A 23,240-nucleotide genomic window follows, 5' to 3' on the forward strand; every position below is an offset into this window, starting at 1 on the left:
CCGAATGTAACTGCGGGATGTGGGAGCTTCCGAGTCAGGCTGAGACGTCGGCGATGCCCACGAAACGGGTGCCCACGCCGTCGAACTCGCTGCGCACGAACCCCGGCGCCGGCGGCGGAATTTCGGCCGGGCTGTGATGCGCGCAGCTGACGTACGTGAAGTCCGGCCACCACTTCTTGGGCCTGGCCGCTTCCGAATAACCGCAGACGTCGCACGTCAGATGCACCCACACCGGCCGCTTGCCGGTCCGGTTGGCACGGGACTGGAGCAGCCACTGCGGGGGGTTGTCCAGGATTTCACCCAGCTCGGCCTCCGACAGCCATTTGGGTATGCCGTGGCGCTGTGCCATTTCCAGGGGTACATCAAGGGCAATAGCCGCATCACGTCTGTTAATCATCACAGTCAACGATACGGTAAGGCATGACCGGTGCGGGCCGGAGCGCTGCTCCAACCCGCCTTCAGCGACACGTCTTGACCGTGGCGATCGTGGCGTCGTTCATCGCCATCCTCGACATTGCCGCGGCCGCGCTGCCGCACAGCCGCGGGAGGTCGGCACCGGTTGCGGCGGCCTACCCGCCGCTCAGCGCGATCCCGGCAGCCGCAGCGGCCAGGCCCGTGAGGAGGTTGGCGCCGATGTTGAGCGCCGCAGCAAGGTAGCGCTGCTCGCTGACAAGGCGCACGGTCGCGGTGGTCCATGAGCTGAAAGTGGTCAGGCCGCCCGCGAGGCCGGTGGCCAGCGCGGCGTGCCATTCCGGGCCGAACCGGCTGCTGATGCCGATGGACAGCCCGATCACCAGGCATCCGGCGATATTGACCAGGAGGGTTGCCCAGGGCCAGTGGCGCCGGGGAGTTGCCCGGCCGGCCAACAGGCTGTCCACGCCAAACCGGATGAGGGCGCCGGCCATGCCGAACAGGCCTACCAAAAGCGCGGTCACGTGCGGCCCCGATTCAAGCCGCCCAGCACTTTGCCGACCCGCCAGCCGGCTGCTGCGGCGCCCAGCCCGAGCACCACCGAAAGGCACAGGTAGGCAACCCACACGCCGGGGAGTCCCTCACTGGCCAGCCGGTCCACTGAAATGATGAGTGCCGAGAACGTGGTGAAGGACCCGAGCACGCCCGGGCCGATGCCGGCGCGGAGCCAGAAGGCGGTGTGCGGCCGGGCGATCCAGATGGTGGTGAGCGCGCCCAGGACGAAGCTGCCGGCAACATTGATGCCCAGCGTGGTCCACGGCACCGACCCGCCGGCCTCGGGGAACAGCATGACCAGCCCGTACCGTAGCTCCGTCCCCAGCAGCCCGCCCGCGGCGACAGCCGCCCAGGCCCGCCACCCGTGGCCGGCGGCCGACTTCACGGCGGACGCGCCGTCACCGGCGGCGCGCTTCAGCGGCGGACTGGATTTCACCGGCAAACCGCCGCCGCGCCGGGGCCGTTCACCCGGAGGAGGGCTGCCCTGAGGCCGATCATTCAGATCCCGGCCATCCGGCAGCCGGCATGGGCGGAGTCGCTGTGCACCCACAGCGCGGAGGCGACTTCTTCCGCGAGATCGAAGTCCCGGCTCGTCCCGGCGGTACCGATGCGCACCACCAGGGCGCCACCGAACGGCTTGCGGCCCCTGACCTCGACGTCCGCGTCAAGGTCAATCTTTTCGGCCGAGAGGTAGCGGAGCAGCTCCGGGTTCTCGTCGCTGATCCGGGTGATCCTGCCGGTGTGCCCGTCGTCGAGTTCGCTCATGCGGTGGGCGGAGGGCATCTGCACCGTGCCGTCGGCGGAGGGGATGGGATCACCGTGAGGGTCCCGCGTCGGGTTTCCCAGCCGGGCCGCCATCCGTTCGATGAAGGTGTCCGAGACCGCGTGCTCCAGTTGCTCGGCTTCATCGTGGACTTCATCCCAGCTGTAGCCCAGGTCCTGCACGAGGTACGTTTCAATGAGCCGGTGCCGGCGCACCATGGAGAGAGCCAGCCGGACGCCCTCTGCCGTTAGCGTGATGGCGCTGTACGGCTTGTGCAGCACCAGGCCCTGGTCCTTGAGCTTGCGCACCATCTCGGAGACCGAGGAGTTGGCGACGCCAAGGCGCTGTGCCAGCTGGGTGGACGTAATGGGCTTGTCCTGCCACTCCGTGAAGGAATAGATGACCTTGACGTAGTCCTCGATCGAGGAGGAGGGCGTGCTGGTCTTCACGGATCCAAGCCTACCCGGTGCCGGTGCGCCATCATGCCTTCGCTGCCCGCCATGTCTGGGTGAGGTAGGGCAGGAGCAGTTGCTCGCCTTCTGCGTGCCCCAGATGTTCGTGGAGGTACCAGTCGAGGTTGCCGGTGACCTTGGCCCGGGTGGCGTCGTTCGCCCGAAGATAGTAGCTGCGCGACTTGACCAGCTCAAGGACGTCGCCCGGTGTGACCGGATCCTCCCACCGGGTCAGGTGGCTTGCCAGTCCGGTGAACTCCGGGCCTATCCGGGGACGGAAGTCAGGCTTGTGGACATCCCCTGCATGCATGATGCGGGAGAGCCGGTGGACCCAGGGCACGGAGGTGTCCAGCTGGTTCCAGATCAGGCCGAGAACGCCGCCAGTTTTCAGGATTCGCGCGATCTCGGCGCTGGCCAGCAGGGGATCGCACCAGTGCCATGCCTGGGCGACCGTGACGACGTCGAAGGCAGCCGCGGGCAGTCCGGTGTTCTCTGCGGTCCCTTCCAGCGCCGCCACCGAAGGGAGGTCGGCGCGGAGCTGGCCGAGCATGTCCGGCGAGGGGTCCACAGCGGTGACAGCGAGGCCGCGTTCCACCAGGAGCGTGGTGAACTTGCCGGTGCCGGCGCCCAGGTCCGCGGCCGTGAGGGAGCCGGCGGGAATGAGCCAATCCGCGGAGTCAGCAGGGTAGCCGGGGCGGACGCGGTGGTAGTGCTCGCCGCCGTCCTGAAAGCTGTGCCCGAGCTCCTGCCGCCGCCCGTGATCGAGTTTGGGACCACCCCGTGCCACGTGCAGTCTCCTTAGCCCATGCCGAAAATTTACCCTTCGAATTTACCGCATGGAGCTGCCGGCCGCATTTGCCGGCGTCAGTCCTGCGTGCACGGGGCCGCTCCGGCGGTACCCGGCGTATTCGGTGCCCAGTCCGGGTAAGTGCGGGTGTCATTGGCCGGAACCCAGCGGCCGGAGTCCACCACGTAGTCCCAGCCGAGGCCGGTCCGGCGGAGCTCGTCGATGCCCGCCAGCAGGCGCTGGGCGTCCTCGAGCCGCGAACCCACCCCGAAGCTCGCACGCAGGGAACCGGACGGGAGGCCGAGGCGCTTGAGGAGCGGGTGGGCGCAGAAGCGGCCGTCCCGGAGTCCCACGCCGTGCTCGGCGGACAGGTAAGCGGCCACCAGCCCGGCGTCGTAGCCGCCACGGAGAAGTTGACCACGCCGATCGTGTCCGTGTCCGGGTCGGTGTCGGAGAAAATCTGGTGGACGGTGACGCCGTCGATCTTCTGCAGCCCCTCGACGAGGAAGGACCGGATGGCAGCCTCATGCGCATGCCAGCGCTCCTGGTCCAGCGCCGCGACCACCTGGGTGGCCCGGGCAAGCGTGGCCGCGCCCAGGACGTTGGGGGAGCCGCCCTCGTGGCGCGCGGGGCCGGTGGCCCAGCTGACGCCGTCGAGCCTGGCCTCGCTGACGGCGCCGCCGCCGGCGAGGTGGGGTGTTCCGGCGTCGAGCCAGTCCGGCCGTCCCACCAGCACGCCGGCACCGAACGGCGCGTAGAGCTTGTGACCCGAAAAGGCGAGGTAGTCGACGTCGTCCGCTGAGATGTTGATGCGGCGGTGCGGCGCGAGCTGCGCCGCATCCACGGCGATCCTGGCGCCGAACTCGTGGGCAAGCGCCGCGAGGCGGCGGATGGGCAGGATTTCGCCGGTGACGTTGGACGCGCCGGTGACGGCCAGGAGGCTGACGTCGCCGTGCTCCAGTTCGGCGCGCAGGGCTGCGATGGTGCCCTCGATCGTTTCGGACGCCACGACGCTGCGGTGCGGCACACCCTGCCACGGCAGCAGGTTGGCGTGGTGCTCGATGTCGAGGTAAAGGACCTCCCCGGTGTGGTGGTGGTCCACGACCGGCAGGCAGCCGGCCAGCAGGTTCAGGGAATCGGTGGTGTTCCGGGTGAAGATCACAGAGTCGTCCGCGCGGCCGCCGACGAACTCGCGGACGATGTTCCGGGCTGTCTCTTATACACATCTAGATGTGTATAAGAGACAGGTGCTGATCTGCGACGCGTAGCCGGCGCCCCGGTGCACGCTGGCGTAGAAGGGCAGGATCTCGTTCAGATACGCCGAGACGACGGAAAGCGCCGGCGCGGACGCTCCGTAGTCGAGGTTGGCGTAGCGGACGTGCCCGCCTTGGATCAGCGGCGCCTGGATCTCGGCTCCGGTGACCGCGGCCAGGGGCCGGCCGGCAGCGGCAAAGCGGTCGTCAAGCAGCCCGGTGCCGGTGTTGGAAGGGAAGATTGCAGTCGTCATGGGACCTCGCTCTGACAGGACCCCTTGTGACGGGGATCCGCGCTTGCCGGGTCCGTTCCGGACCGGCCTGGTCGTCACCCGGGGCACCCCACCGCGAATGGAGGGTTGCCGGCCAGCAAACCGGGGTTTAGCGCTGGCACTCGTGACCTGTTACGAGCCTAGGACATCCCGGCTGGCGATGAAAAAGGCGGACGCGAATATTAAGCCGTTTGTTACAGAGGAGTTGAATCGCCGGAATTGCCGAATATACGACGGCGGACGCCTCCCTGAGGGGGCGCCCGCCGTCGTAATATTTTCTGCCGAAGGATCCGGAAGCGGCCTAGAGCAGATCATCCAGCTGCGGATTGAGGCGCTTGAGGACCTCAGAATGGAGGATGGAGTTCGTGGCCAGGGCGTTGCCGCCGAACGGGCCGTCGGTGCCTTCCAGCGAGGTGAAGCGGCCGCCAGCTTCCGTAACGATGGGCACCAGGGCGGCCATGTCATACAGGTTCAGTTCCGGCTCGCAGGCGATGTCGACAGCGCCTTCAGCGACCAGGCAGTACGACCAGAAATCACCGAAGGCGCGCGTCCGCCACACGTCCTCGGTAAGGCCCAGGAACTCGTCCAGGTTGCCCCGTTCCTTCCAGCCGCCGAGGCTGGAATATGACAGCGAGGCGTCCGACAGCTTTGAGACGTTGGAGACCTTGAGGCGGGTGGCGGCGGCCAGCGAACGGCCCATGTAGGCGCCTGCCCCCTTGGCGGCCCACCAGCGCTTGCCGAGTGCCGGGGCGCTGACCACGCCCACGACGGGCTCGCCCTCATCGACGAGCGCAATCAGCGTGGCCCAGACCGGAACCCCGCGGACGAAGTTCTTGGTTCCGTCGATGGGATCAATGATCCAGCGCCGGGAGCCGTGGCCGGAACTGCCGAACTCCTCGCCGAGGACGGCATCGCGGGGGCGGGAACGGGACAGCTGGCCGCGGATGGACTCCTCGGCGGCCTTGTCAGCATCGGTGACCGGCGTCAGATCTGGCTTGGTTTCTATCTGAAGGTCAAGCGCCTTGAACCGGCTCATGGTCTGGTCGTCGACGGAGTCCGCCAGCACATGGGCCAGTCGCAGGTCATCGTTGTAGCTCGAAGCGGGTTGGGTCATGGTTCCAAACTACCGCCAAAGGCCCGGCGGGGCGGGGATGTCCGGCTGCTGGCGGCGGCGGGGAGCCTAGCCGACGCTGCCGAGTTCCTTGGTTTCCTGCGCTTCCATGCGGGGATCTGTGCCCAGCAGGCGGCGCAATGACGCGAGCCGGGCAGCTCCGGAGGGGCCCGCGTGGCCGGTGGAGACCCAGGCGTCCACGCCGCAGTTGACGGCCGTGGCATCGTGTTTGCAGACCTCGTCCAGGAGGCCTACACCTGTCTCTTATACACATCTAGATGTGTATAAGAGACAGGTCGGGGAACGAATGGAGGATCCGGTCCGGGTCGACGTGCGCCAGGCCGAAGGAACGGATGCCGGGGGTGTCGATGATCCAGCTTCCGGTGGGGGCATCGGCCAGCTTGAGTGCGAGGGCCGACGACGACGTGTGCCGGCCGCGGCCCGTGACGGCGTTGACGCCGCCGGTGGCCCTTTCCGCCCCGGTCAGGGCGTTGACCATGGTGGATTTGCCGACGCCGGAGTGGCCCAGCATCACCGTGACCTTGCCGTCCAGGTAGGCGCGGAGCTGCGAAACCGCCTCAACGTCGAGCCGGGCGGACAGGCCGTCGTCGGACCGGGCGTCGATGCCCGACGCCGCCGAGTCGGCTGTGCGGCTGATGATGACGGGGAAGTCGAGATGCCGGTAGTTGTCGAGCAGTTCGGCGGGGTCCTTGACGTCCGCCTTGGTGACGAGCAGCAGCGGCTCGATGCCGGCGTCGTACGCTGCGACGAGGGCGCGGTCGATGAAGCCGGTGCGCGGTTCCGGGTTGGCGGCGGCCACGACCACCACCAGCTGGTCCGCGTTGGCCACTACCGCGCGTTCAATCGGGTCGGTGTCGTCGGCGCTGCGGCGCAGGAGCGTCTTCCGATCCTGGATCCGCACCAGGCGCGCCAGCGTGTCCGGGTCGCCGGACACGTCGCCCACGAGGGACACGAAGTCGCCGGCCACCACAGGGGAGCGGCGGAGTTCGCGGGCCCGGGCGGCGATGACCGTCCGCTCGTGCCCGGAGTCCTCGCCCACCACGGCCGTGTAGCGCCCGCGGTCAACGGTGATGATGCGGCCCGTGACGGCGTCGTCGTAGCTGGGACGGTCCTTGGTGCGGGGCCGGGAACCCTTCTTGTTGGGGCGGATCCGGACGTCGGACTCGTCCCAGGACTCAGTGCTGCGTGCCACCGTGGGTCCCTGCGCCGTTCCCCTGGGCAACGCCGTTGCCGCCTGCGAGGGCGGTGCCCTGCTTGAGCATGTCCGCCCACAGCTGCGGGAAGTCCGGCATGGTCTTTGCCGTGGTGGCGATGTCCTGCACTTCGATGCCGTGCACGGCCAGGCCAAGGATCGCGCCCGCGGTGGCCATCCTGTGGTCGGCGTAGCTGTGCACGACTCCGGCATGAAGGGGTGCGGGCCGGATGATAAGGCCGTCGGCTGTCTCTTCGGCGTCGCCGCCGAGCCGGTTGATTTCGGTGACCAGCGCGGCGAGCCTGTCGGTTTCGTGCCCGCGCAGGTGGGCGATGCCGCTCAGCCGTGAGGGGCCGGTGGCCAGCGCGCAGAGTGCAGCAACGGTGGGGGCGAGCTCGCTGGTTTCCGCGAAGTCGGCGCCCTTGATTTCGCGTCCGCCGGTGACAATGAGGGTCCCGGCCTCCAGTGTCACGGTTGCCCCCATGTCGCTGAGGATGCTCCGCCAGAGGTCGCCCACCTGGGTGGTGTGTTCCGGCCAGTCCGGGATCCGGACGGTGCCGCGCGACGCGAGGGCGGCGGCCAGGAAGGGACCGGCGTTGGAGAGGTCCTGCTCGATTCGCTGATCGAAGGCGCGGATGGCTCCCGGGCTGACGATCCAGTGGTTCGGCGTGGAGTCATCCACGGAGACGCCGACTCCGCGCAGCACGGCCACCGTCATGTTGATGTGGTCCAGGCTCGGCACGGCGCCGCCGGCATGCTCAAGGTGCAGGCCCTCCGTGAACCGCGCACCGACGAGCAGCAGGGCCGAGACGAACTGGGAGGAGGCGCTGGCATCAATGACGAGATGCCCGCCGCGGACCTCTCCCGTGCCGGCAACACGGAAGGGCAGGGATGCCGGCAGTTCGCCCGATGCACCGCTGACGGCGACGCCGAGCCCGGCCAGGGCTTCGATGATGGTTCCCATCGGCCGTTCGCGGGCGTGGGGATCGCCGTCGAAAACGGTGGTGCCGCTCCGGAGGGCCGCCAGCGGCGGGACGAAGCGCATGACCGTGCCCGCCAGCCCGCAGTCGATGGCCGCTTCCTGGCCGCCGGAGTACGGCGGGATGGGCGTTACTTCGAGGTCCGGGCCGAATGCGCCGTCACCCGGCACCTCGCGGACATCCGCGCCGAGTTGGCGCAGCGCTCCGATCATCAGTGCGGAATCACGGGAGTGCAGCGGGGCCCGCAGGCGGCACGGGCCGTCAGCCAGGGCGGCGAGCACGAGATACCTGTTGGTCAGGGATTTCGACCCGGGGACGCGGACCGTGGCGTCCACGGGCTGGTCCGCAAACGGCGCGGACCAATGCGGCGCGGCGCCGGTGTTGTCGACGGGCACGCCCGTGATGGATCCTGTCATTCCTGCTTATGCCCCCACTGCGTGGTCTACTGCCTTGCGAACTGCCTTGTCCGCCTTGTGAAACTTCTTGCCGGTAGTTTTGCGGACGTCCGCAGCCAGGTGGCTTGCCGTCTTCCGGGCGTCGGCGGTGAGATGCTCCGCGCGCCAGGCCAGGCTGGGCTTGCCGGCCGTGTCCACCGAGGCCAGCAGCACGCCGCCGGTCAGCGTGACGTTCTTGAGCAGCTGGGTGCGGCGCGCATCCCGGCCTTCCTTGCTGCTGATATCGGCACTGCGCCATTCCACATATGCGTTCAGCGCCGAGATGACAGCCAGGAGGGTCGCCGAAAACCGCGCAAACTTGCCGAAGGCGAAGAGTACGCCTGCGCCCACCTGGGTCCCGCCGATCAGCCGCGCCAGGACCTTCTCGTCCGTCTGGAAGGGGAGGGCCTCAGTGGCACGGCGCAGGAGGGGTGACAACTGTTCCACAGTGTCGTCCGCGTTCCGGAGCTTGTCCACGCCGGCGAGGACGAAACTTGAGGCCAGCATCGGTCGGGCGAGAAAACGGACAAAGGACATGAATTTCCTCCTGGATGGACGAGCCACGGTTTCTGCGGCGGAGTCGGTTCTAGTCTTGCACTTTTGCGGAATATTTGCCCGCCAGGCGTCGTTGTCGACTACAGGCCCGGAACAGGCTTTCGGACAATATCCGGGGTGGTTGCCGGGATTCAATCGTGGCCGGGCGCTGCCCGGGCCGGCCCTATCGCAGTTGCATGCACGAGGGCTGGCCTGCGGCGTGGCCGTGCCGGGCACGTGAGTACTTGATACGGGCTTAACACGCGGGGACGGTCCTGTTTGCGCGGGACCAGTGGAGTGGAGATGGAGCTTTGACTTTGGTGAAGGATGCTGTGGGGCTGCGAAGTCCCTCCCGGTTGCGCCCCTTTGAGGCGGCGGAGTTCACGTTAGAGGCAGCGGAGCTCAAGGTGCCGGAGTTTGACGTGCCGCGGGCCGGGTCAGCCGGCTCGGCGTACGGCGCCGGGCGCGACACCGGGCCGGTTCCAAGGATCACAGTAGACTTGAACGCAATGAGCACCGTGGATCCGGCCCTTGAGGCCACACAGGAGGAGGACGCCCGAGACGGCGCCCAGGTCATCAGTACGTCTTCGGTCCCCGAACAGGCACCTGAGCAGGCCGAGGAAATCGACGTCGCATCCGAGAGCACTGAAGCCCGGCGGATCCGTTTTGAGCGCGACGCAATGCAGTACGTTGACCAGCTGTATTCGGCGGCCATGCGGATGGCCCGGAACCCTGCAGACGCCGAGGACCTCGTCCAGGAGGCCTACACCAAGGCGTTTTCGGCGTTTCACCAGTACAAGCCGGGCACCAATCTGAAGGCGTGGCTGTACAGGATCCTGACGAACACCTACATCAACCTGTACCGGAAGCGGCAGCGCGAGCCGCTGCAGTCGAACTCGGACACGATCGAGGACTGGCAGCTCGCCCGGGCCGAATCGCACACGTCCAGCGGGCTCCGCTCGGCTGAGGCGGAAGCCCTGGACCATTTGCCTGACTCGGACGTCAAACGCGCGCTTCAGGCAATCCCCGAAGAGTTCCGGCTGGCTGTCTACTTCGCCGACGTCGAGGGATTTGCGTACAAGGAAATTTCAGACATCATGAACACCCCCATCGGCACTGTCATGTCCCGGCTGCACCGGGGCCGAAAGATGCTGCGGGACATGCTGGCGGATTACGCCGCCGAGCGGGGATTCAAAGCTGCTCCGGACACCAAGGCAGCAGCGGAAAGCAACAATCAGGAGAACAGGAAATGAGCGACTGCCAGGGATTGGGCGATTGCGACGACGCCCGGATGCAACGCATCTACGAGTACCTAGACGGGGCGCTGACCCGCAGTGACCTTGCGGAAATCAAGCATCACCTGGACGAGTGTCCGGAATGCACACAACAGTACGATCTCGAGTGCGTCATCCGGAACATGGTGAAGCGGTCCTGCACCGAAGCCGCGCCAGAGAACCTGAAGAACGCGATCCTGGACAGGATCCACAACATCCGTCCCGTGGACGCCTGACGCCCGTGGACGCCTGACGCCCGCGGACGCCTGACAGCAGGCCGAAGCTTAAACGGAGTGCCCCCGCAACCAACAGGTTCCGGGGGCACTTCGTTTTAAGCTTCGGTTCTAGCCGTGGCTTAGGTGTTGGGGCGCTTCCCGTGGTTAGCGCCGCCACGCTTACGGTCACGGCGTTTACGTGCACGTTTGCTCATAGCTGGCCTCCTTAATATCGGTACTCGAAAGAGCTGCCCTCAAGTCTCCCACATCAGTGGACGGGCCGCGAACCGGCATCCGGTCCGCGGAACTGCCCGCGCAGGCGCCTCCCGGAGTGCGCGCTGACCGGGCAGCGGCAGCCAGCATTTGGCGGTCGGCCGTTTGGTGATCGGCGGAGGAAGGCCCGTAGGAGCCCCAGATGACGTTCACGGCTCAGCCTTCAAGGAATTCCTGATCGAGATGCGCGCCTGGTTAAGCACCGTCCTCATGGTCTCCAGCGTGACGGGGGTCAGGGGCCGCGCGCTGGCCTGCGCCCGAAGTTCCACCCGCAGGTCATCCCGGAAGGCCTGAAGCAGCATCTCCGCCTCCTTGAGCATGCGGTGTCCCTCCGGGGAGGACCGGGCCGCGGAGCCGGTGAAGTCAGCTGACCTGGCAGCGCAGCGGGCAGCTTCCGCGGTGGCCGCCAGGTCCGCGCGCAGGCCCCGCATGTTACTGCGGATGTCGGCCCGCAACGAGTCCGCCAGCCGCCGGACGGACGCCGCGATGTCGTTTTCCACGCCCGCGAGTTCATCACGCCGGCTGTTCAGCTCGGCCAGGCCTGCGGCCGTGATGCGGTAGTTGGTGCGCCGCCCCTCGGACTCCGTGGCAACGAGCCCCTCTTCCTCAAGTTTCCCGAGCCGCGGATAGATCGTCCCGGCGCTGGGGGAGTAGGTGCCGCCGAACCGGTCGCTCAAGGCTTTGATGAGTTCGTACCCGTGCTTGGGCCCGGACTCCAGGAGCGCGAGGAGGTACAGGCGCAGCGCGCCGTGGGCAAAGACGGGAGGCATCAGAGCGACGTTTCTGCGTCGGCGGAAGCCAGGCCGTGGAAGATGGAGGTCTTACCGGACACCGAATTGGTCCGTACCAGCATCAGCCTGGCATCCGGGCCCGCGATGGTCTGCACCTTGCCGCCCGGCTGCGTGTACCTCTGGTCATCGATCACCACGGCACCGCTGGCAGATTTGGCCACGATATCCACGCCGACGTCGCGGGGGAGCCTGATGGTCATGTCGCCGGACACTGAGTTGGCGCCGAAATCGTGGGTGAAGCCGTGCAGGTCGAAGCTCATGTCGCCGCTGACGGTGTTGGCGCGTATGTTGCTGAAGCGTCCCGACGCCGTGACCTCGCCGGAGACGCTTTTTGCCGTCAGGACTCCGTGGTGATTCCGGGCGATCACTTCGCCGCTGACGGTGTTCACATGGAGATCGCCTGAGGTGCCGTCGGACATGACGGAACCGGACACGGTATTGAGCTTGGTGTGGCCGCTGATGCCGGACACGAGTCCGTCTCCGCTGACAGTGCCGGCTTCAACCTGGACGCCGGCCGGCACCGCGATGCTGATGACCACCGAATTGTTGCTGTGGTTGTTGACGGACTCCATCAGGTTTTTGAACCAGCCCTGCGCGCCGTGCAGCTGGTGCCGGACCTCAAGGCGTCCATCGGTCACGGTCACCGCCAGGGGGTCGCCGTGGAGCTCGGAGACTTCGATGCGGGCCACAGCCTCGTCGTGGGTGACGATGTCAAACCGGCCGCGGACAATGCCGAGCTTCAGCGACGAGACGCCGTCGACGTCGATGGTTTGCGGGCCGGTGACGGTCCACGAGTTCTCTGCCATGATTCCTCCACTTGCGATATATCGTGACTGTTAGATCACGATATATCGCAAGACGCGGAAGATCAAGATATATCGCGAGTAGCTTTTTGCCTACTCGGGCGCGTCCATCCCCAGCCAATGGAACCAGCCGCGGTGCAGGACGAGCCAGGCCATCAGCCCGTAGCCTGCCTGGCCCGGTGTCCCGCCGTTGGCCGCAAGGTCCTGGCGCCACTGCTCGTGGTTGAGGAGCGGCGAAAAGGTGTCCACGTAGATGTGCTTGCGCCGCGTTGTGACGTCGGCGAAGGCCGTGTTCAGTTCATCCAGCCGGCGGTTCTGCGTCTGATCCAGGGTGGGCGGCGGCCCGACGACGAACACCTCGAGCCGCTTCTGCGTGGCGGAATCGAGGATATTGGCCAAATTGAGCCTGCTCCGCGCGGTGGAGAGCCCGTACTCGATGTCCCGCCCGGAAAGGCCGATGACAAGGCGGTTCTCGTACAGGTCGCTGAAGCGCCGGCCCGTCTCCTCAAGCCACCGCGCCGCGAGGCCCTCGGTGCCTTCCTGGGGGCAGGGCAGGGCATAGCTTTCCACCGTCATGCCGTCCTGCGGGGTGCGGGCAAGTACGCGGCCCAGCCAGCCCAGGGCCCGGGGGTCGCCGAGTCCGGCCAGCAGCTCATCTCCAACAGCTGCAATCCGCAGCTTCCTGTCTTCCACTACTACCTCTTCACTTATTTGGCGGGCGTGCCCCGGATGCGGACCAATTCCGCACGGCGGCGCCATCCGCTGCCTGCGCCGACGTCCTGCCTGTGTCCATTAACTCACGCCGATTAAACAGAACTGCCCGGCTGAAACGGTATGTCACCGTTTCGGCCGGGCAGCTCCCCTGCTACTTGCGCGAGAATGCCTGCTTCAGGAGTGCATCCTGCTCGGCGGCGTGGCGCTTCATGGAGCCGGCAGCGGTTGATGCCGACGCCGGGCGGGAGACCAGGCGAACGTGGCGGTCCAGCGCCGCCGGGAGGTTCAGGCCCATGAACGGCCACGGACCCTGGTTCGCGGGTTCGTCCTGCGCCCACACCACTTCGGCGTTGGGGTACTTGGCCAGCTCGGCCTTGATTTCCTCCTGCGGCAGCGGGTACAGCTGCTCCACGCGGACGATCGCCGTCGTTGTATCGCCGGTCTTCTGCCGGGTGGACAGGAGATCGTAGTACAGCCGGCCCGAGACCAGGAGAACGCGTTCGACGGCGTCCGCCGGCAGCTGCTCATGGTCGCCGATGACGGGCCTGAAGCCGCCGTTGGTGAAGTCCTCCACGGACGAAGCGGCGGCCTTGAGGCGCAGCAGCTGCTTCGGGGTGAAGATGATCAGCGGCTTGCGCGGCCGGCTGTACGCCTGGCGGCGCAGAAGGTGGAAGTGCGATGCCGCGGTGGTGGGATTGGCCACGATCATGTTTTCCTCGGCACACATCTGCAGGAAACGTTCGATGCGGGCCGACGAGTGGTCGGGTCCCTGGCCCTCGTAGCCGTGCGGCAGCATCAGGACGAGCGACGAACGCTGACCCCACTTCTGCTCTGCGGAGGAGATGAACTCATCGATGATGGTCTGCGCGCCGTTGACGAAGTCGCCGAACTGCGCTTCCCACAGCACCAGGGCATCGGGACGCTCCACCGAGTAGCCGTATTCGAAGCCCATGGCCGCGTATTCCGACAGCAGGGAGTCGTAGATCCACAGCTTGGCCTGGTCGTCCGAGAGGTGGGCCAAGGGGGTCCACTCGTTACCGGTGGCGCGGTCGTGGAAGACGGCATGGCGCTGCACGAAGGTGCCGCGGCGGGAGTCCTGGCCGGCGAGCCGTACGGGGACGCCTTCCATGACGAGCGAACCGAAGGCCGCAAGCTCGCCGAAGCCCCAGTCGATGCCGCCCTCACGGGACATCTGCTCACGCTTCTCCAGGAGCTGCTTGAGCTTGGCGTGCACGGTGAAGCCCTCCGGAATGTCCAGATGGGCCTTGCCGATGCGGGCCAGGGTGTCCGTTGAAATGGCGGTGGACGCCGGAGCGTTCGTGCCGGAGTCGGACTGCTGCGCTTGGGGCCGCTCGATGTCGGAGACGGCCGCAGAGTCGGCGGTGATGATCGGGATGGGCGAGGTCTGCGCCGCATGGGTTTCGGCGAAGACACGCTCAAGGCGCTCCTGGTAGTCGCGGAGCAGCTGCTCTGCTTCTTCCTCGGTGATGTCCCCGCGGCCGATCAGCGACTCGGTGTAGAGCTTGCGGACCGAGCGCTTGGCCTCGATGAGGTTGTACATGAGCGGCTGCGTCATCGAGGGGTCATCGCCCTCGTTGTGGCCGCGGCGCCGGTAGCAGACCATGTCGATGACGACGTCCTTGTGGAACCGCTGACGGAACTCGTAAGCGAGCTGGCCGATGCGGACCACTGCTTCCGGATCGTCGCCGTTCACGTGGAACACCGGAGCCTGGATCATCTTGGCGACGTCCGTGGAGTAGGTGGACGAACGCGACGAGGACGGGGCGGTGGTGAACCCGACCTGGTTGTTGACCACGACGTGGATCGTTCCGCCCGTGCGGTAGCCCCGCAACTGGGAAAGGTTAAGCGTTTCGGCCACGACGCCCTGGCCGGCGAACGCTGCGTCACCGTGCACCATGATGGGCAGCACGGGGAAGGCCTCGCCCTCGTCCAGGCGGTCCTGCTTGGCCCGCACGATGCCCTCCAGCACGGAGTCAACCGCCTCGAGGTGCGAGGGGTTGGCAGCGAGGTAGACCTTGGTCTCCTTGCCGCTGTCCGAGGTGAACGTGCCTTCGGTGCCCAGGTGGTACTTGACGTCGCCGGAACCCTGCACGGAGCGGGGATCCTGCGTTCCCTCGAATTCGCGGAAGACCTGGGCGTAGGTCTTGCCGGCGATGTTGGTGAGCACGTTGAGGCGGCCGCGGTGGGCCATGCCGATGGCGACCTCGTCCAGGCCGTCGTCGGCGGCGTCGGAGATGATGGCGTCCAGCAGCGGGATCAGCGACTCGCCGCCCTCAAGCGAGAAGCGCTTCTGGCCGACGAACTTGGTCTGCAGGAAGGTCTCGAATGCCTCTGCGGCGTTGAGCTTGGAGACGATCCGGAGCTGCTCTTCACGGCTCGGCTTGGAATACGGGTGCTCCAGCTGGTCCTGGAACCACTTGCGCTCGGCCGGTTCCTGGATGTGCATGTACTCGATGCCCGTGGTGCGGCAGTACGCGTCGCGGAGCACGCCGAGGATGTCGCGGAACGCGAGCATGGGCTTGCCGCCGAAGCCGCCGGTGGGCCATTCCCGGTCCAGGTCCCACAGCGTCAGGCCGTAGGTGAGGACATCGAGGTCGGGGTGCTTGCGCTGGACGTACTCCAGCGGATCGGTGTCCGCCATGAGGTGGCCGCGCACGCGGTAGGAGTGGATGAGCTGCTGGATCCTGGCGACCTTGTTGATCTGGTCGGAGGGGTCCACCTGGAGGTCCGGGCTCCAGCGCACGGGCTCGTAGGGGATGCGCAGGGATTCGAAGATCTCGTCGTAGAAGTCCTGGGCGCCGAGCAGGAGCTGGTGGACCAGCTTGAGGAATTCACCGCTGCCTGCACCCTGGATGACGCGGTGGTCATAGGTGGATGTCAGAGTCAGCACCTTGCTGATGGCGTTGTGCGCGATGATCTTCTCGCTGGCGCCCTGGAATTCGGCCGGGTAGTCCAGCGCGCCGACGCCGATGATGGCGGCCTGGCCCTTGGAAAGGCGCGGAACAGAGTGGACCGTTCCGATGCCGCCCGGGTTGGTCAGGGAAACGGTGGTGCCGGCGTGGTCGTCCGCCGTCAGCTTGCCGCTGCGGGCCCGCTTGATGAGGTCCTCGTAGGTGTGCCAGAACTCGGAGAAGTTGAGCGTCTCCGCTTTCTTGATGTTCGGGACCATGAGCAGGCGCGTGCCGTCCGGCTTCGGCATGTCGATGGCGATGCCGAAGTTGACGTGGGCGGGCTGGACGGCAACAGGCTTGCCGTCCACCTCGTCGTAGTACACGTTCATGGAAGGGAACTGGGACAAGGCCCGGATGACGGCGTAGCCGATCAGGTGCGTGAACGAGACCTTGCCGCCGCGCGCACGGGCCAGGTTGGAGTTGATGACAACGCGGTTGTCGATCAGGAGCTTCGCCGGAATGGCGCGGACGCTGGTGGCGGTCGGCACCTCGAGGCTGGTGACCATGTTCGAGGCGATGGCCTTGGCCGGTCCGCGGAGGACGGAGACGACGTCTTCCTCGGGAGCGGTGGGGGCCTTGACGTTCTTCGGAAGCTGGGCCGGAATAGGCTGGGCGCCGGTGCCCGCCTCGGTCTTCTTCGCGCCGTCGCGGGCCACCGTCGCGGGGGCCTTCTTGGCGGGTGCGGCAGGGGCGGCGGCCGGCGACGTTGCCGGTGGTGCCGCAGGTGCCTGTCCCGCGGGGGGGCTGCAGTGGCCGGGGCCTTGGCAGGCACCGGCGGAGTAACAACGGGCATCTCGCGCGTCGCCGGATTGGCCTGTCTCTTATACACATCTAGATGTGTATAAGAGACAGAAGTTGGGCCGCTGCCGCTGTCAAAGGATTCGAACAGGGGCCACCATTTAGCGTCGACCGTATTCTTGTCCTGCTGGTAACGCTCGTACAGTTCGTCAACGAGCCACTCGTTTCCGCCAAATTCCTCTGGTAGACGGTGGCTAGGCTGCTCTGGCACTTGAAATACGCCTCTTCCATGAGTTTGAATTCCCTCTGGTCGCCAAGGTGCCACGGCACAACAATCGAACCAGTTTCTGTGTCCTATGAACCCAGACCTCTGCCAGTCTAGTGACCGTTCCGGCTTAACTGCCAATAAGGGTGACTCAAATCATGTACCGGCCGAATTGTGGCCGGGGGGTGGCTAAAATCCGGGAGTCGGAGTGCTTTTCCGCCAGCCGTGAAGGCGGCTCCGGGCGCGCAATACGCACCACCGCGGGCGTCGCTGCTCCTGTAGACTGCAATTCTTATGGACAGTAAATCTAGGTGCCGGCCTGGGGGCTGTCAGCGGAGCAGAATCAGCCCCGCACAGCCCACCCGCAGAGCCGGCAAACCCCGTTCACGTTCCCGACAATGTCCGCCGCTTCACCTCGCCGGGACTTCCCGGGACACGGGCCAGGCCACGGCCGACCATCCTCCGCCTGGCAGTTTCACCGGCATTGCATCCCCCGCCAGCGGCGCGCGCTGGCCCCTCACCACCGCGGCAGGCCGCTAAATGGAATGGCTTCTTCTCGCGGCCGGGTTCCTGCTGATCTTCGGCACCGGTTTCTTCGTCGCCGTCGAATTTTCCCTGATAGCGCTTGACCAGCCCACGGTGCAGCGCGCCGTGGATGACGGCGACACCACCGCAGTTCCGCTGCTCAAGTGCCTCAAATCCCTCTCCACCCAGCTTTCCAGCTGCCAGCTCGGCATCACCATGACAACCCTGCTGACCGGCTACGTCATGGAACCGTCGGTAGGCGCGCTGCTGAAGGCGCCGTTGGCCCTCATCGGCGTTCCGGAGGCGATGGCAGGATCAGTCTCCCTGGTACTCGCCATGGTGATCGCCACCCTGCTCTCCATGTTGCTCGGCGAACTGGTGCCAAAAAACATGGCGATCGCGCTGGCGTTCCGCGTCGGCCGGGCCCTCGCGCGGCCCCAGCTCATGTTCACCGCCATCTTCAAACCGGCGATCGTTCTCCTCAACGGGTTTTCAAACAAGGTCCTCAATGTCTTCGGCCTCGAAGCGAAAGAAGAAATCTCCGGGGCGCGGACGCCGGCCGAGCTTGCGTCCCTGGTGCGCAGGTCCGCGGCCATGGGAACCCTGGACGCGGGAACCGCCAACTTCATCGCCCGGACCTTGAACTTCTCCGGCCGCTCGGCTGCGGATGTGATGACCCCCCGCATCCGGGTGGAGACCATCAACGCGGACCAGCCGGTGTCGGACATCCTCGACGCCGCCCGCCGTACCGGCTACTCACGTTTCCCGGTGATCGGAGACTCGACTGACGATATCCGGGGGCTGGTGCACGTCAAGAAGGCGATTGCCGTCCCGTCGAACCGGCGATCCAAACTGGAGGCGGGTGCAATCATGACCGATGTTCTCCGGGTGCCGGAGACCATCCACCTCGATGCCCTGCTGGCCGAACTTCGGGAAGGCAACATGCAGCTCGCTGTCGTGCTGGACGAGTACGGCGGAACGGCAGGGATTGCCACACTGGAGGACCTCGTCGAGGAAATCGTGGGCGAAGTGGCCGACGAACACGACAAGGTCCGGCCCGGCCTGCTGCAGAGTGCCTCGGGCGACTGGTACTTCCCGGGCCTGCTGCGTCCGGATGAACTGTCCGAACAGATTCCCGGACTGAGTGTCCCGGATGAAGCGGCCTACGAAACAGTGGGCGGCTACGTCATGAGCGAGCTGGGGCGCATCGCCGCGGTAGGGGATGCCGTGAAGGTTGGCGGCGGAACCCTGAGCGTCACCCGCATGGACGGCCGCCGGATCGACCGGATCTGCTTCAAGCCGGACCGCGAACCTGCCGACGGCTCTGCGGAGAAGTCCGCTGCGGGGGAGTCCTCAGCAGAGAAGCCCTCCGCCGGGAACGGTTCCAGCCGGACCGGCTCCTCGCGGAACGGCTCATCCCGGAAGATGTCCCTGCGGAAGGGCCTGTCCCGGAACGCTTCGCCCAACAGCGCCTCGTCCAAGAACACGGCCACGAACGGAGGTGCGGCATGAGTGACTGGGCTGGGATTCTGTGGCTGGTGCTGCTGCTTATCGGCAACGCCTTCTTCGTGGCGGCCGAGTTTGCGGTCATGTCTGCACGCCGCAGCCAGATCGAGCCGCTGGCTGACTCCGGCTCACTTCGCGCCCAAACCACCTTGCGGGCCATGGAGAACGTTTCGTTGATGCTGGCCTGCGCACAGCTGGGCATCACGGTCTGTTCCCTGCTGATCCTGCTGGTTGCGGAACCGGCCATCCACCACCTGCTGGCTGTACCCCTCGCGGCACTTGGAGTGCCGATGGAAATCGCCGACGTCGCCGCGTTCGCGGTTGCGCTGATGGCTGTCACCTTCCTGCATGTGACCTTCGGGGAGATGGTGCCGAAGAACATTTCCGTCTCGGTCGCCGACAAGGCTGCCCTGCTCCTGGCTCCGCCGCTGATGTTCGTCGCCCGCCTCGTCAACCCGGTGATCGTTGCGCTGAACTGGTCCGCGAACCACATCCTCAAGCTCATGCGGATCGAGCCGAAGGACGAGGTCAACTCCTCCTTTACCCTGGAGGAGGTCCAGTCAATCGTGCAGGAATCCACCCGGCACGGGCTGGTGGATGACGACGCGGGCCTCATCACCGGTGCGCTCGAGTTTTCGGAGCACGCGGCCGCGGAGGTCATGGTTCCTTTGGAGCGGCTGGTCATGCTCAAGACCTCCGCAACCCCGCTGGAGTTTGAAAAGGCTGTCAGCCGGACCGGATTCTCCCGGTTCCCGATGGTGGACGAGGACGGAATGCTGGCCGGCTACCTGCACATCAAGGACGTGCTGTCGATTCCCGAATCGGGCTATCAGCATCCCATTGCCGAAAGCCGGATCCGGTCGCTGGCCAACCTCTCACGCGGCGATGAGATAGAAAATGCCATGTCCGTCATGCAGCGCACCGGCTCGCACCTGGCCCGCGTGATCGGACCCCACGGCCAAACGGAGGGCGTGTTGTTCCTCGAGGACGTGATCGAGCAGCTGGTGGGCGAGATCCGTGATGCCACGCAGGCCAAGGGGATACGCCGGCTGGGCGAGCCCGACGTCGAATAGCAAGGCGGGCGTACGCGGCGCCGGGGGACAGCACCCCTCGGCGCCGCCAGGTTCTAAATAGGAATCATTCCTATTTAGCGGTACACTCGGTACGGTTGCTGATCCCGCAAACTACCGTTCCCAGAACTGAGGTTTTCTCCGTGCGCATCACCGTCCGTACTTCCATCACCGCCGCCATTGCGGGTTTCGGCCTGCTGCTTACGGCCTGCGGAACGACGCCGGAGACTTCCGCACCGACTGCCGGCAACCGCATCCCCGTGGTCACATCGACCAACGTGTACGGCGAAATCGTTGAGTCCATCGGCGGCGACAAGGTCAACGTCACAGCCATCATTTCGCGGACCAGCCAGGACCCCCACTCGTACGAGGCCAGCGCCCAGGACAGGCTGGCCATTTCCAAGGCCAAGCTGGTGCTGGAAAACGGCGGCGGCTACGACGACTTCGTCCACACGATGGCCGACGACAACAACATCCCGCATGACAGCATCATCAGCGCCGTGGAAGTGTCAGGGCTGGCCCCCGCCGCTGACAGCACACCCTCTGCGACGGCCGAAAGCGGCCACAGCCATGACCACGGTGATTTCAACGAACACGTCTGGTACAGCCCGCAGGCGATGTCCCGCCTTGCCGACGCGGTGGCCGCCAAGCTGGGAACCATCGACCCCGGGTCGTCTGCTGACTTCAAGGCAAATGCCGCTTCCTTCAAGTCAGGACTGACGGAACTCGAAGGCAAGCTCGCCGCCATCAAGAAGGCCCGCGCCGGGTCCAGCGTTGCCGTAACTGAACCGGTGCCGCTGTACCTGCTCGAAGCTGCCGGACTCGATAACCGCACCCCGGCCGAATACACCGCCGCCATCGAAGAGGGCACCGACGTATCGCCCGCAGTCCTGAAGGCCGCCACGGCACTGGCAGCCTCGCCGGACACCAGGCTGCTGGCGTACAACGAGCAGACGGACGGCCCGCAGACCGAGGTCCTCAAGAATGCGGCCACGGCCGCGGGCACCCCCGTCGTGAATTTCAGCGAGACCTTGCCCGACGGCAAGACGTACCTGCAGTGGATGGCGGACAATGTGGCTAACATCAGCAAAGCCCTGGAGAGCAAGAATTGACCCCAGTAATCAGCCTGCGCAAAGCTTCCCTCAAGTTTGGTAAGCGGGCGCTCTGGGAAGACCTGGACCTGGACATCAAGCCCGGGGAATTCTTTGCGGTCCTCGGCCCCAATGGCAGCGGCAAGACCAGCTTCCTCAAGGTGCTCTTGGGCCTCCAAGAACTCCACTCCGGGAGCGCAACCCTGGGGGGCCACCCGGTGGAACGCGGGAGCCGGATGATCGGCTACATCCCGCAGCAGAAACCCTTCCTTCCGGACACCCCCATGCGGGCCCGGGACCTTGTGGGTCTCGGTGTTGACGGCCACCGCTGGGGCATCCGGCTCGGGAACGCCAAGGCCAACCGCCGGATTGACGAGCTCCTGGACCTCGTGGGCGCAAGTGACTACGCCAAGGTGCCGGTCGGGCAGCTGTCAGGCGGGGAGCAGCAAAGGCTGCGCATAGCCCAGGCTCTCGCGACGGATCCCAAGGTGCTGCTCTGTGACGAGCCGCTGCTGTCGCTGGACCTGCACCATCAGCAGGCGGTCAGCGCACTCATCAACAAGCAATGCCACGAGCAAAAGAGCGCCGTGGTCTTCGTGACGCATGAAATCAATCCGATCATTGACTACGTCGACAGGGTCCTCTACCTGGCCGGAGGCCGGTTCAGCGTGGGCACTCCGCACGAGGTCATGACCACCGACGTCCTGTCCGAGCTTTACGACAGCCACGTGGAAGTGATCCACGCGAACGGCCGGATCGTCGTCGTCGGACTCCCTGACGCCACCACCCACCATCACGACGAGGCGCACGCCGCCGCGGCGGAGGGGGCCTGATGGATCCGGACGGCATCCTGCACTCGGTGTTCAACTTTGAAAACTACGGTGAACTGCTGGCCCTGGTCCAGAACTCGCTCTGGGCCGGCGCCGTGCTTGGCCTGCTCGGCGGCCTGGTGGGCACCTTCGTTATGAAGCGCGACCTGGCGTTTGCCGTCCACGGCATCTCCGAACTTTCGTTTGCCGGAGCAGCCTTCGCGCTGCTCATCGGGGCCGACGTCGTGTTCGGTTCGCTGATCGGTTCGGTGGCCGCCGCGCTCCTCCTGGGCCTGATGGGCGTGCGCGCCCGGGACAAGAACTCCATCATCGGCGTGATCATGCCGTTCGGCCTGGGCCTCGGCATCCTGTTCCTGTCACTCTATGAAGGCCGTGCGGCCAACAAGTTCGGCCTCCTGACCGGGCAGATCGTGTCCGTGGACACCGTGCAGCTGCAGGTTCTGGCCGGCACCGCGGTGGTGGTCATGGCTGCGCTGTGCGCCATCTGGCGGCCGCTGAGCTTCGCCAGCGTCGATCCCGAACTCGCGGAGGCGCGCGGCGTCCCGGTGCGGTCGCTGGCGCTGGCCTTCATGGTGCTCCTGGGCGTCAGCGTTGCCCTGTCGATCCAGATTGTCGGCGCCCTGCTTGTTCTTGCCCTGCTGATCACCCCCGCGGCGGCGGCCCTGAGGGTGACGTCGTCGCCCCGTTTGGTGGTGCTCCTGAGCGTGGTGTTCGCCGTGGCCGCCACAGTGGGCGGCATCCTCCTGGCACTCGGCGGGCGCATCCCCATCAGCCCCTACGTGACCACGCTGTCGTTCCTGATCTACGTGGTTTGCCGGGTGATCGGAAGCATCCGGGCGAAGCGCGGGCTCAACGGCAGGGTTATGCGGACTGCGTAGTGCTGCCCGTAGACGCGGTTCCCAAGGTTGCTCCGGAAGCGGTGCCGGCCTTGCGCGCCGAGCAGTCCGGGCAGAGGCCGTAAATCTCCACGGTGTGCGCCACTTCGGTGAAACCGTGCTCCTGCGCGGTCCGCGCGGCCCAGGTTTCGACGGCGGGCGCTTCCACTTCCACGGCCTTGCCGCAGTTCCGGCACAGGAGGTGGTGATGGTGCACCGTCACCGCACACCGGCGGTAGACGGCCTCGCCGTCGCCGTTCCGCAGCACGTCCGCCAGCCCTTCATCCGCCAGTGACTGCAGGATCCGGTACGCGGTGGCCAGGGAGACCGAAACGCCTTTGTTCTGGAGTATCCGGTAAAGCTCCTGGGTGCTGACGAAATCGTCAAGGTCGTCAAGTGCGGCGCTGACGGCCAGCCGCTGCTTGGTGACACGCTGCTCTTTGCCGCCCGCTGCCGCCGAAGGGGTCAGCGGCCTGCCGTCAGCGCTGGCGCCGTGTGGCATGAATGGACTCGCTTCGCTAAGGGGTGTTGGC

General features: G+C 66.3%; 20 protein-coding genes, 3 pseudogenes and 1 riboswitch. Of the genes and pseudogenes, 7 read left to right on the plus strand and 16 right to left on the minus strand.

The window, feature by feature from the left end:
• Positions 1 to 34: 34 nt before the first annotated feature.
• From B1A87_RS04265 to B1A87_RS04310, 10 genes and pseudogenes are all read right to left on the minus strand, one after another.
• Entirely contained in the window at positions 35 to 397 is a 363-nt protein-coding gene (locus B1A87_RS04265) for a hypothetical protein (protein ID WP_078027970.1), read from the minus strand.
• 172 nt (positions 398 to 569) lie between these two features.
• Complete coding sequence (locus tag B1A87_RS04270) at positions 570 to 935, minus strand: CrcB family protein (protein WP_078027969.1); 366 nt, start codon at positions 933 to 935, stop codon at positions 570 to 572.
• Positions 932 to 1,402 carry a CrcB family protein gene (locus tag B1A87_RS04275; protein WP_347032835.1) on the minus strand — a complete coding sequence of 157 codons (471 nt, stop codon included), beginning with the start codon at positions 1,400 to 1,402 and terminating at the stop codon, positions 932 to 934. The genes B1A87_RS04270 and B1A87_RS04275 overlap by 4 nt, the downstream gene beginning before the upstream one ends.
• A 62-nt stretch (positions 1,403 to 1,464) precedes the next feature.
• Positions 1,465 to 2,178, minus strand: coding sequence for a metal-dependent transcriptional regulator (locus B1A87_RS04280; protein WP_078027968.1), 714 nt, complete (start codon positions 2,176 to 2,178; stop codon positions 1,465 to 1,467).
• A gap of 31 nt (positions 2,179 to 2,209) precedes the next feature.
• Complete coding sequence (locus B1A87_RS04285; protein ID WP_078027967.1) at positions 2,210 to 2,968, minus strand: class I SAM-dependent methyltransferase; 759 nt, start codon at positions 2,966 to 2,968, stop codon at positions 2,210 to 2,212.
• A gap of 77 nt (positions 2,969 to 3,045) precedes the next feature.
• Positions 3,046 to 4,475, minus strand: a pseudogene (locus tag B1A87_RS04290) (aminotransferase class V-fold PLP-dependent enzyme).
• A gap of 34 nt (positions 4,476 to 4,509) precedes the next feature.
• Positions 4,510 to 4,623, minus strand: a riboswitch (SAM riboswitch).
• Positions 4,624 to 4,794: 171 nt separating this feature from the next.
• Positions 4,795 to 5,607, minus strand: coding sequence for a histidinol-phosphatase (gene hisN, locus B1A87_RS04295; RefSeq protein WP_078027965.1), 813 nt, complete (start codon positions 5,605 to 5,607; stop codon positions 4,795 to 4,797).
• Positions 5,608 to 5,673: 66 nt separating this feature from the next.
• A pseudogene (locus tag B1A87_RS04300) lies at positions 5,674 to 6,817 on the minus strand (ribosome small subunit-dependent GTPase A).
• Positions 6,801 to 8,213: a 3-phosphoshikimate 1-carboxyvinyltransferase gene (gene aroA, locus B1A87_RS04305; protein ID WP_078027963.1), complete on the minus strand. Its 1,413-nt coding sequence runs from the start codon at positions 8,211 to 8,213 to the stop codon at positions 6,801 to 6,803. Before aroA ends, B1A87_RS04300 begins: the two are co-directional and overlap by 17 nt.
• A gap of 6 nt (positions 8,214 to 8,219) precedes the next feature.
• A complete protein-coding gene (locus B1A87_RS04310) occupies positions 8,220 to 8,768 on the minus strand; it encodes a DoxX family protein (protein WP_078027962.1) in 549 nt (182 codons plus the stop codon).
• Positions 8,769 to 9,274: 506 nt separating this feature from the next.
• Between B1A87_RS04310 and B1A87_RS04315 the strand changes: the two genes are divergently transcribed.
• Positions 9,275 to 10,018 carry a sigma-70 family RNA polymerase sigma factor gene (locus tag B1A87_RS04315; RefSeq protein ID WP_078028190.1) on the plus strand — a complete coding sequence of 248 codons (744 nt, stop codon included), beginning with the start codon at positions 9,275 to 9,277 and terminating at the stop codon, positions 10,016 to 10,018.
• On the plus strand, positions 10,015 to 10,275 hold the full coding sequence (gene rsrA / locus B1A87_RS04320; RefSeq protein ID WP_078027961.1) for a mycothiol system anti-sigma-R factor: 261 nt from the start codon (positions 10,015 to 10,017) through the stop codon (positions 10,273 to 10,275). The genes B1A87_RS04315 and rsrA overlap by 4 nt, the downstream gene beginning before the upstream one ends.
• Before the next feature lie 119 nt (positions 10,276 to 10,394).
• Here rsrA and B1A87_RS24870 read toward each other — a convergent pair whose 3' ends face one another.
• The 5 genes and pseudogenes from B1A87_RS24870 to B1A87_RS04340 form a co-directional block, all read right to left on the minus strand.
• A complete protein-coding gene (locus tag B1A87_RS24870; RefSeq protein ID WP_369299106.1) occupies positions 10,395 to 10,469 on the minus strand; it encodes a 50S ribosomal protein bL37 in 75 nt (24 codons plus the stop codon).
• A 207-nt stretch (positions 10,470 to 10,676) separates the two neighbouring features.
• Positions 10,677 to 11,297: a PadR family transcriptional regulator gene (locus tag B1A87_RS04325; RefSeq protein ID WP_078027960.1), complete on the minus strand. Its 621-nt coding sequence runs from the start codon at positions 11,295 to 11,297 to the stop codon at positions 10,677 to 10,679.
• Positions 11,297 to 12,124 carry a DUF4097 family beta strand repeat-containing protein gene (locus tag B1A87_RS04330; RefSeq protein ID WP_078027959.1) on the minus strand — a complete coding sequence of 276 codons (828 nt, stop codon included), beginning with the start codon at positions 12,122 to 12,124 and terminating at the stop codon, positions 11,297 to 11,299. The genes B1A87_RS04325 and B1A87_RS04330 overlap by 1 nt, the downstream gene beginning before the upstream one ends.
• A gap of 90 nt (positions 12,125 to 12,214) precedes the next feature.
• On the minus strand, positions 12,215 to 12,814 hold the full coding sequence (locus B1A87_RS04335) for a GDSL-type esterase/lipase family protein (protein WP_185982234.1): 600 nt from the start codon (positions 12,812 to 12,814) through the stop codon (positions 12,215 to 12,217).
• Positions 12,815 to 12,986: 172 nt separating this feature from the next.
• A pseudogene (locus B1A87_RS04340) lies at positions 12,987 to 16,816 on the minus strand (multifunctional oxoglutarate decarboxylase/oxoglutarate dehydrogenase thiamine pyrophosphate-binding subunit/dihydrolipoyllysine-residue succinyltransferase subunit).
• Positions 16,817 to 17,350: 534 nt separating this feature from the next.
• Here B1A87_RS04340 and B1A87_RS04345 point away from each other — a divergent pair.
• The 5 genes from B1A87_RS04345 to B1A87_RS04365 all read left to right on the plus strand — a co-directional run bounded on the left by B1A87_RS04345 (position 17,351) and on the right by B1A87_RS04365 (position 22,710).
• The gene (locus B1A87_RS04345; RefSeq protein ID WP_078027956.1) at positions 17,351 to 18,847 is read left to right on the plus strand and encodes a hemolysin family protein; all 1,497 of its coding nucleotides are present in this window, start codon (positions 17,351 to 17,353) and stop codon (positions 18,845 to 18,847) included.
• Positions 18,844 to 19,914 (plus strand): hemolysin family protein, encoded by a 1,071-nt coding sequence (locus tag B1A87_RS04350; RefSeq protein ID WP_078027955.1) that lies wholly within the window; start codon positions 18,844 to 18,846, stop codon positions 19,912 to 19,914. Before B1A87_RS04345 ends, B1A87_RS04350 begins: the two co-directional genes overlap by 4 nt.
• A gap of 140 nt (positions 19,915 to 20,054) precedes the next feature.
• Positions 20,055 to 21,023, plus strand: a complete 969-nt coding sequence (locus tag B1A87_RS04355) for a metal ABC transporter solute-binding protein, Zn/Mn family (protein ID WP_078028189.1) — start codon at positions 20,055 to 20,057, stop codon at positions 21,021 to 21,023.
• On the plus strand, positions 21,020 to 21,835 hold the full coding sequence (locus B1A87_RS04360) for a metal ABC transporter ATP-binding protein (protein ID WP_185982235.1): 816 nt from the start codon (positions 21,020 to 21,022) through the stop codon (positions 21,833 to 21,835). The genes B1A87_RS04355 and B1A87_RS04360 overlap by 4 nt, the downstream gene beginning before the upstream one ends.
• Complete coding sequence (locus B1A87_RS04365) at positions 21,835 to 22,710, plus strand: metal ABC transporter permease (protein ID WP_078027954.1); 876 nt, start codon at positions 21,835 to 21,837, stop codon at positions 22,708 to 22,710. The genes B1A87_RS04360 and B1A87_RS04365 overlap by 1 nt, the downstream gene beginning before the upstream one ends.
• Here B1A87_RS04365 and B1A87_RS04370 read toward each other — a convergent pair.
• Positions 22,694 to 23,209, minus strand: a complete 516-nt coding sequence (locus B1A87_RS04370) for a Fur family transcriptional regulator (RefSeq protein WP_078027953.1) — start codon at positions 23,207 to 23,209, stop codon at positions 22,694 to 22,696. The two genes, B1A87_RS04365 and B1A87_RS04370, sit on opposite strands and share 17 nt — an antisense overlap.
• Positions 23,210 to 23,240 lie beyond the last annotated feature (31 nt).

This window comes from Arthrobacter sp. KBS0703, assembly GCF_002008315.2.
GTDB lineage: Bacteria > Actinomycetota > Actinomycetes > Actinomycetales > Micrococcaceae > Arthrobacter.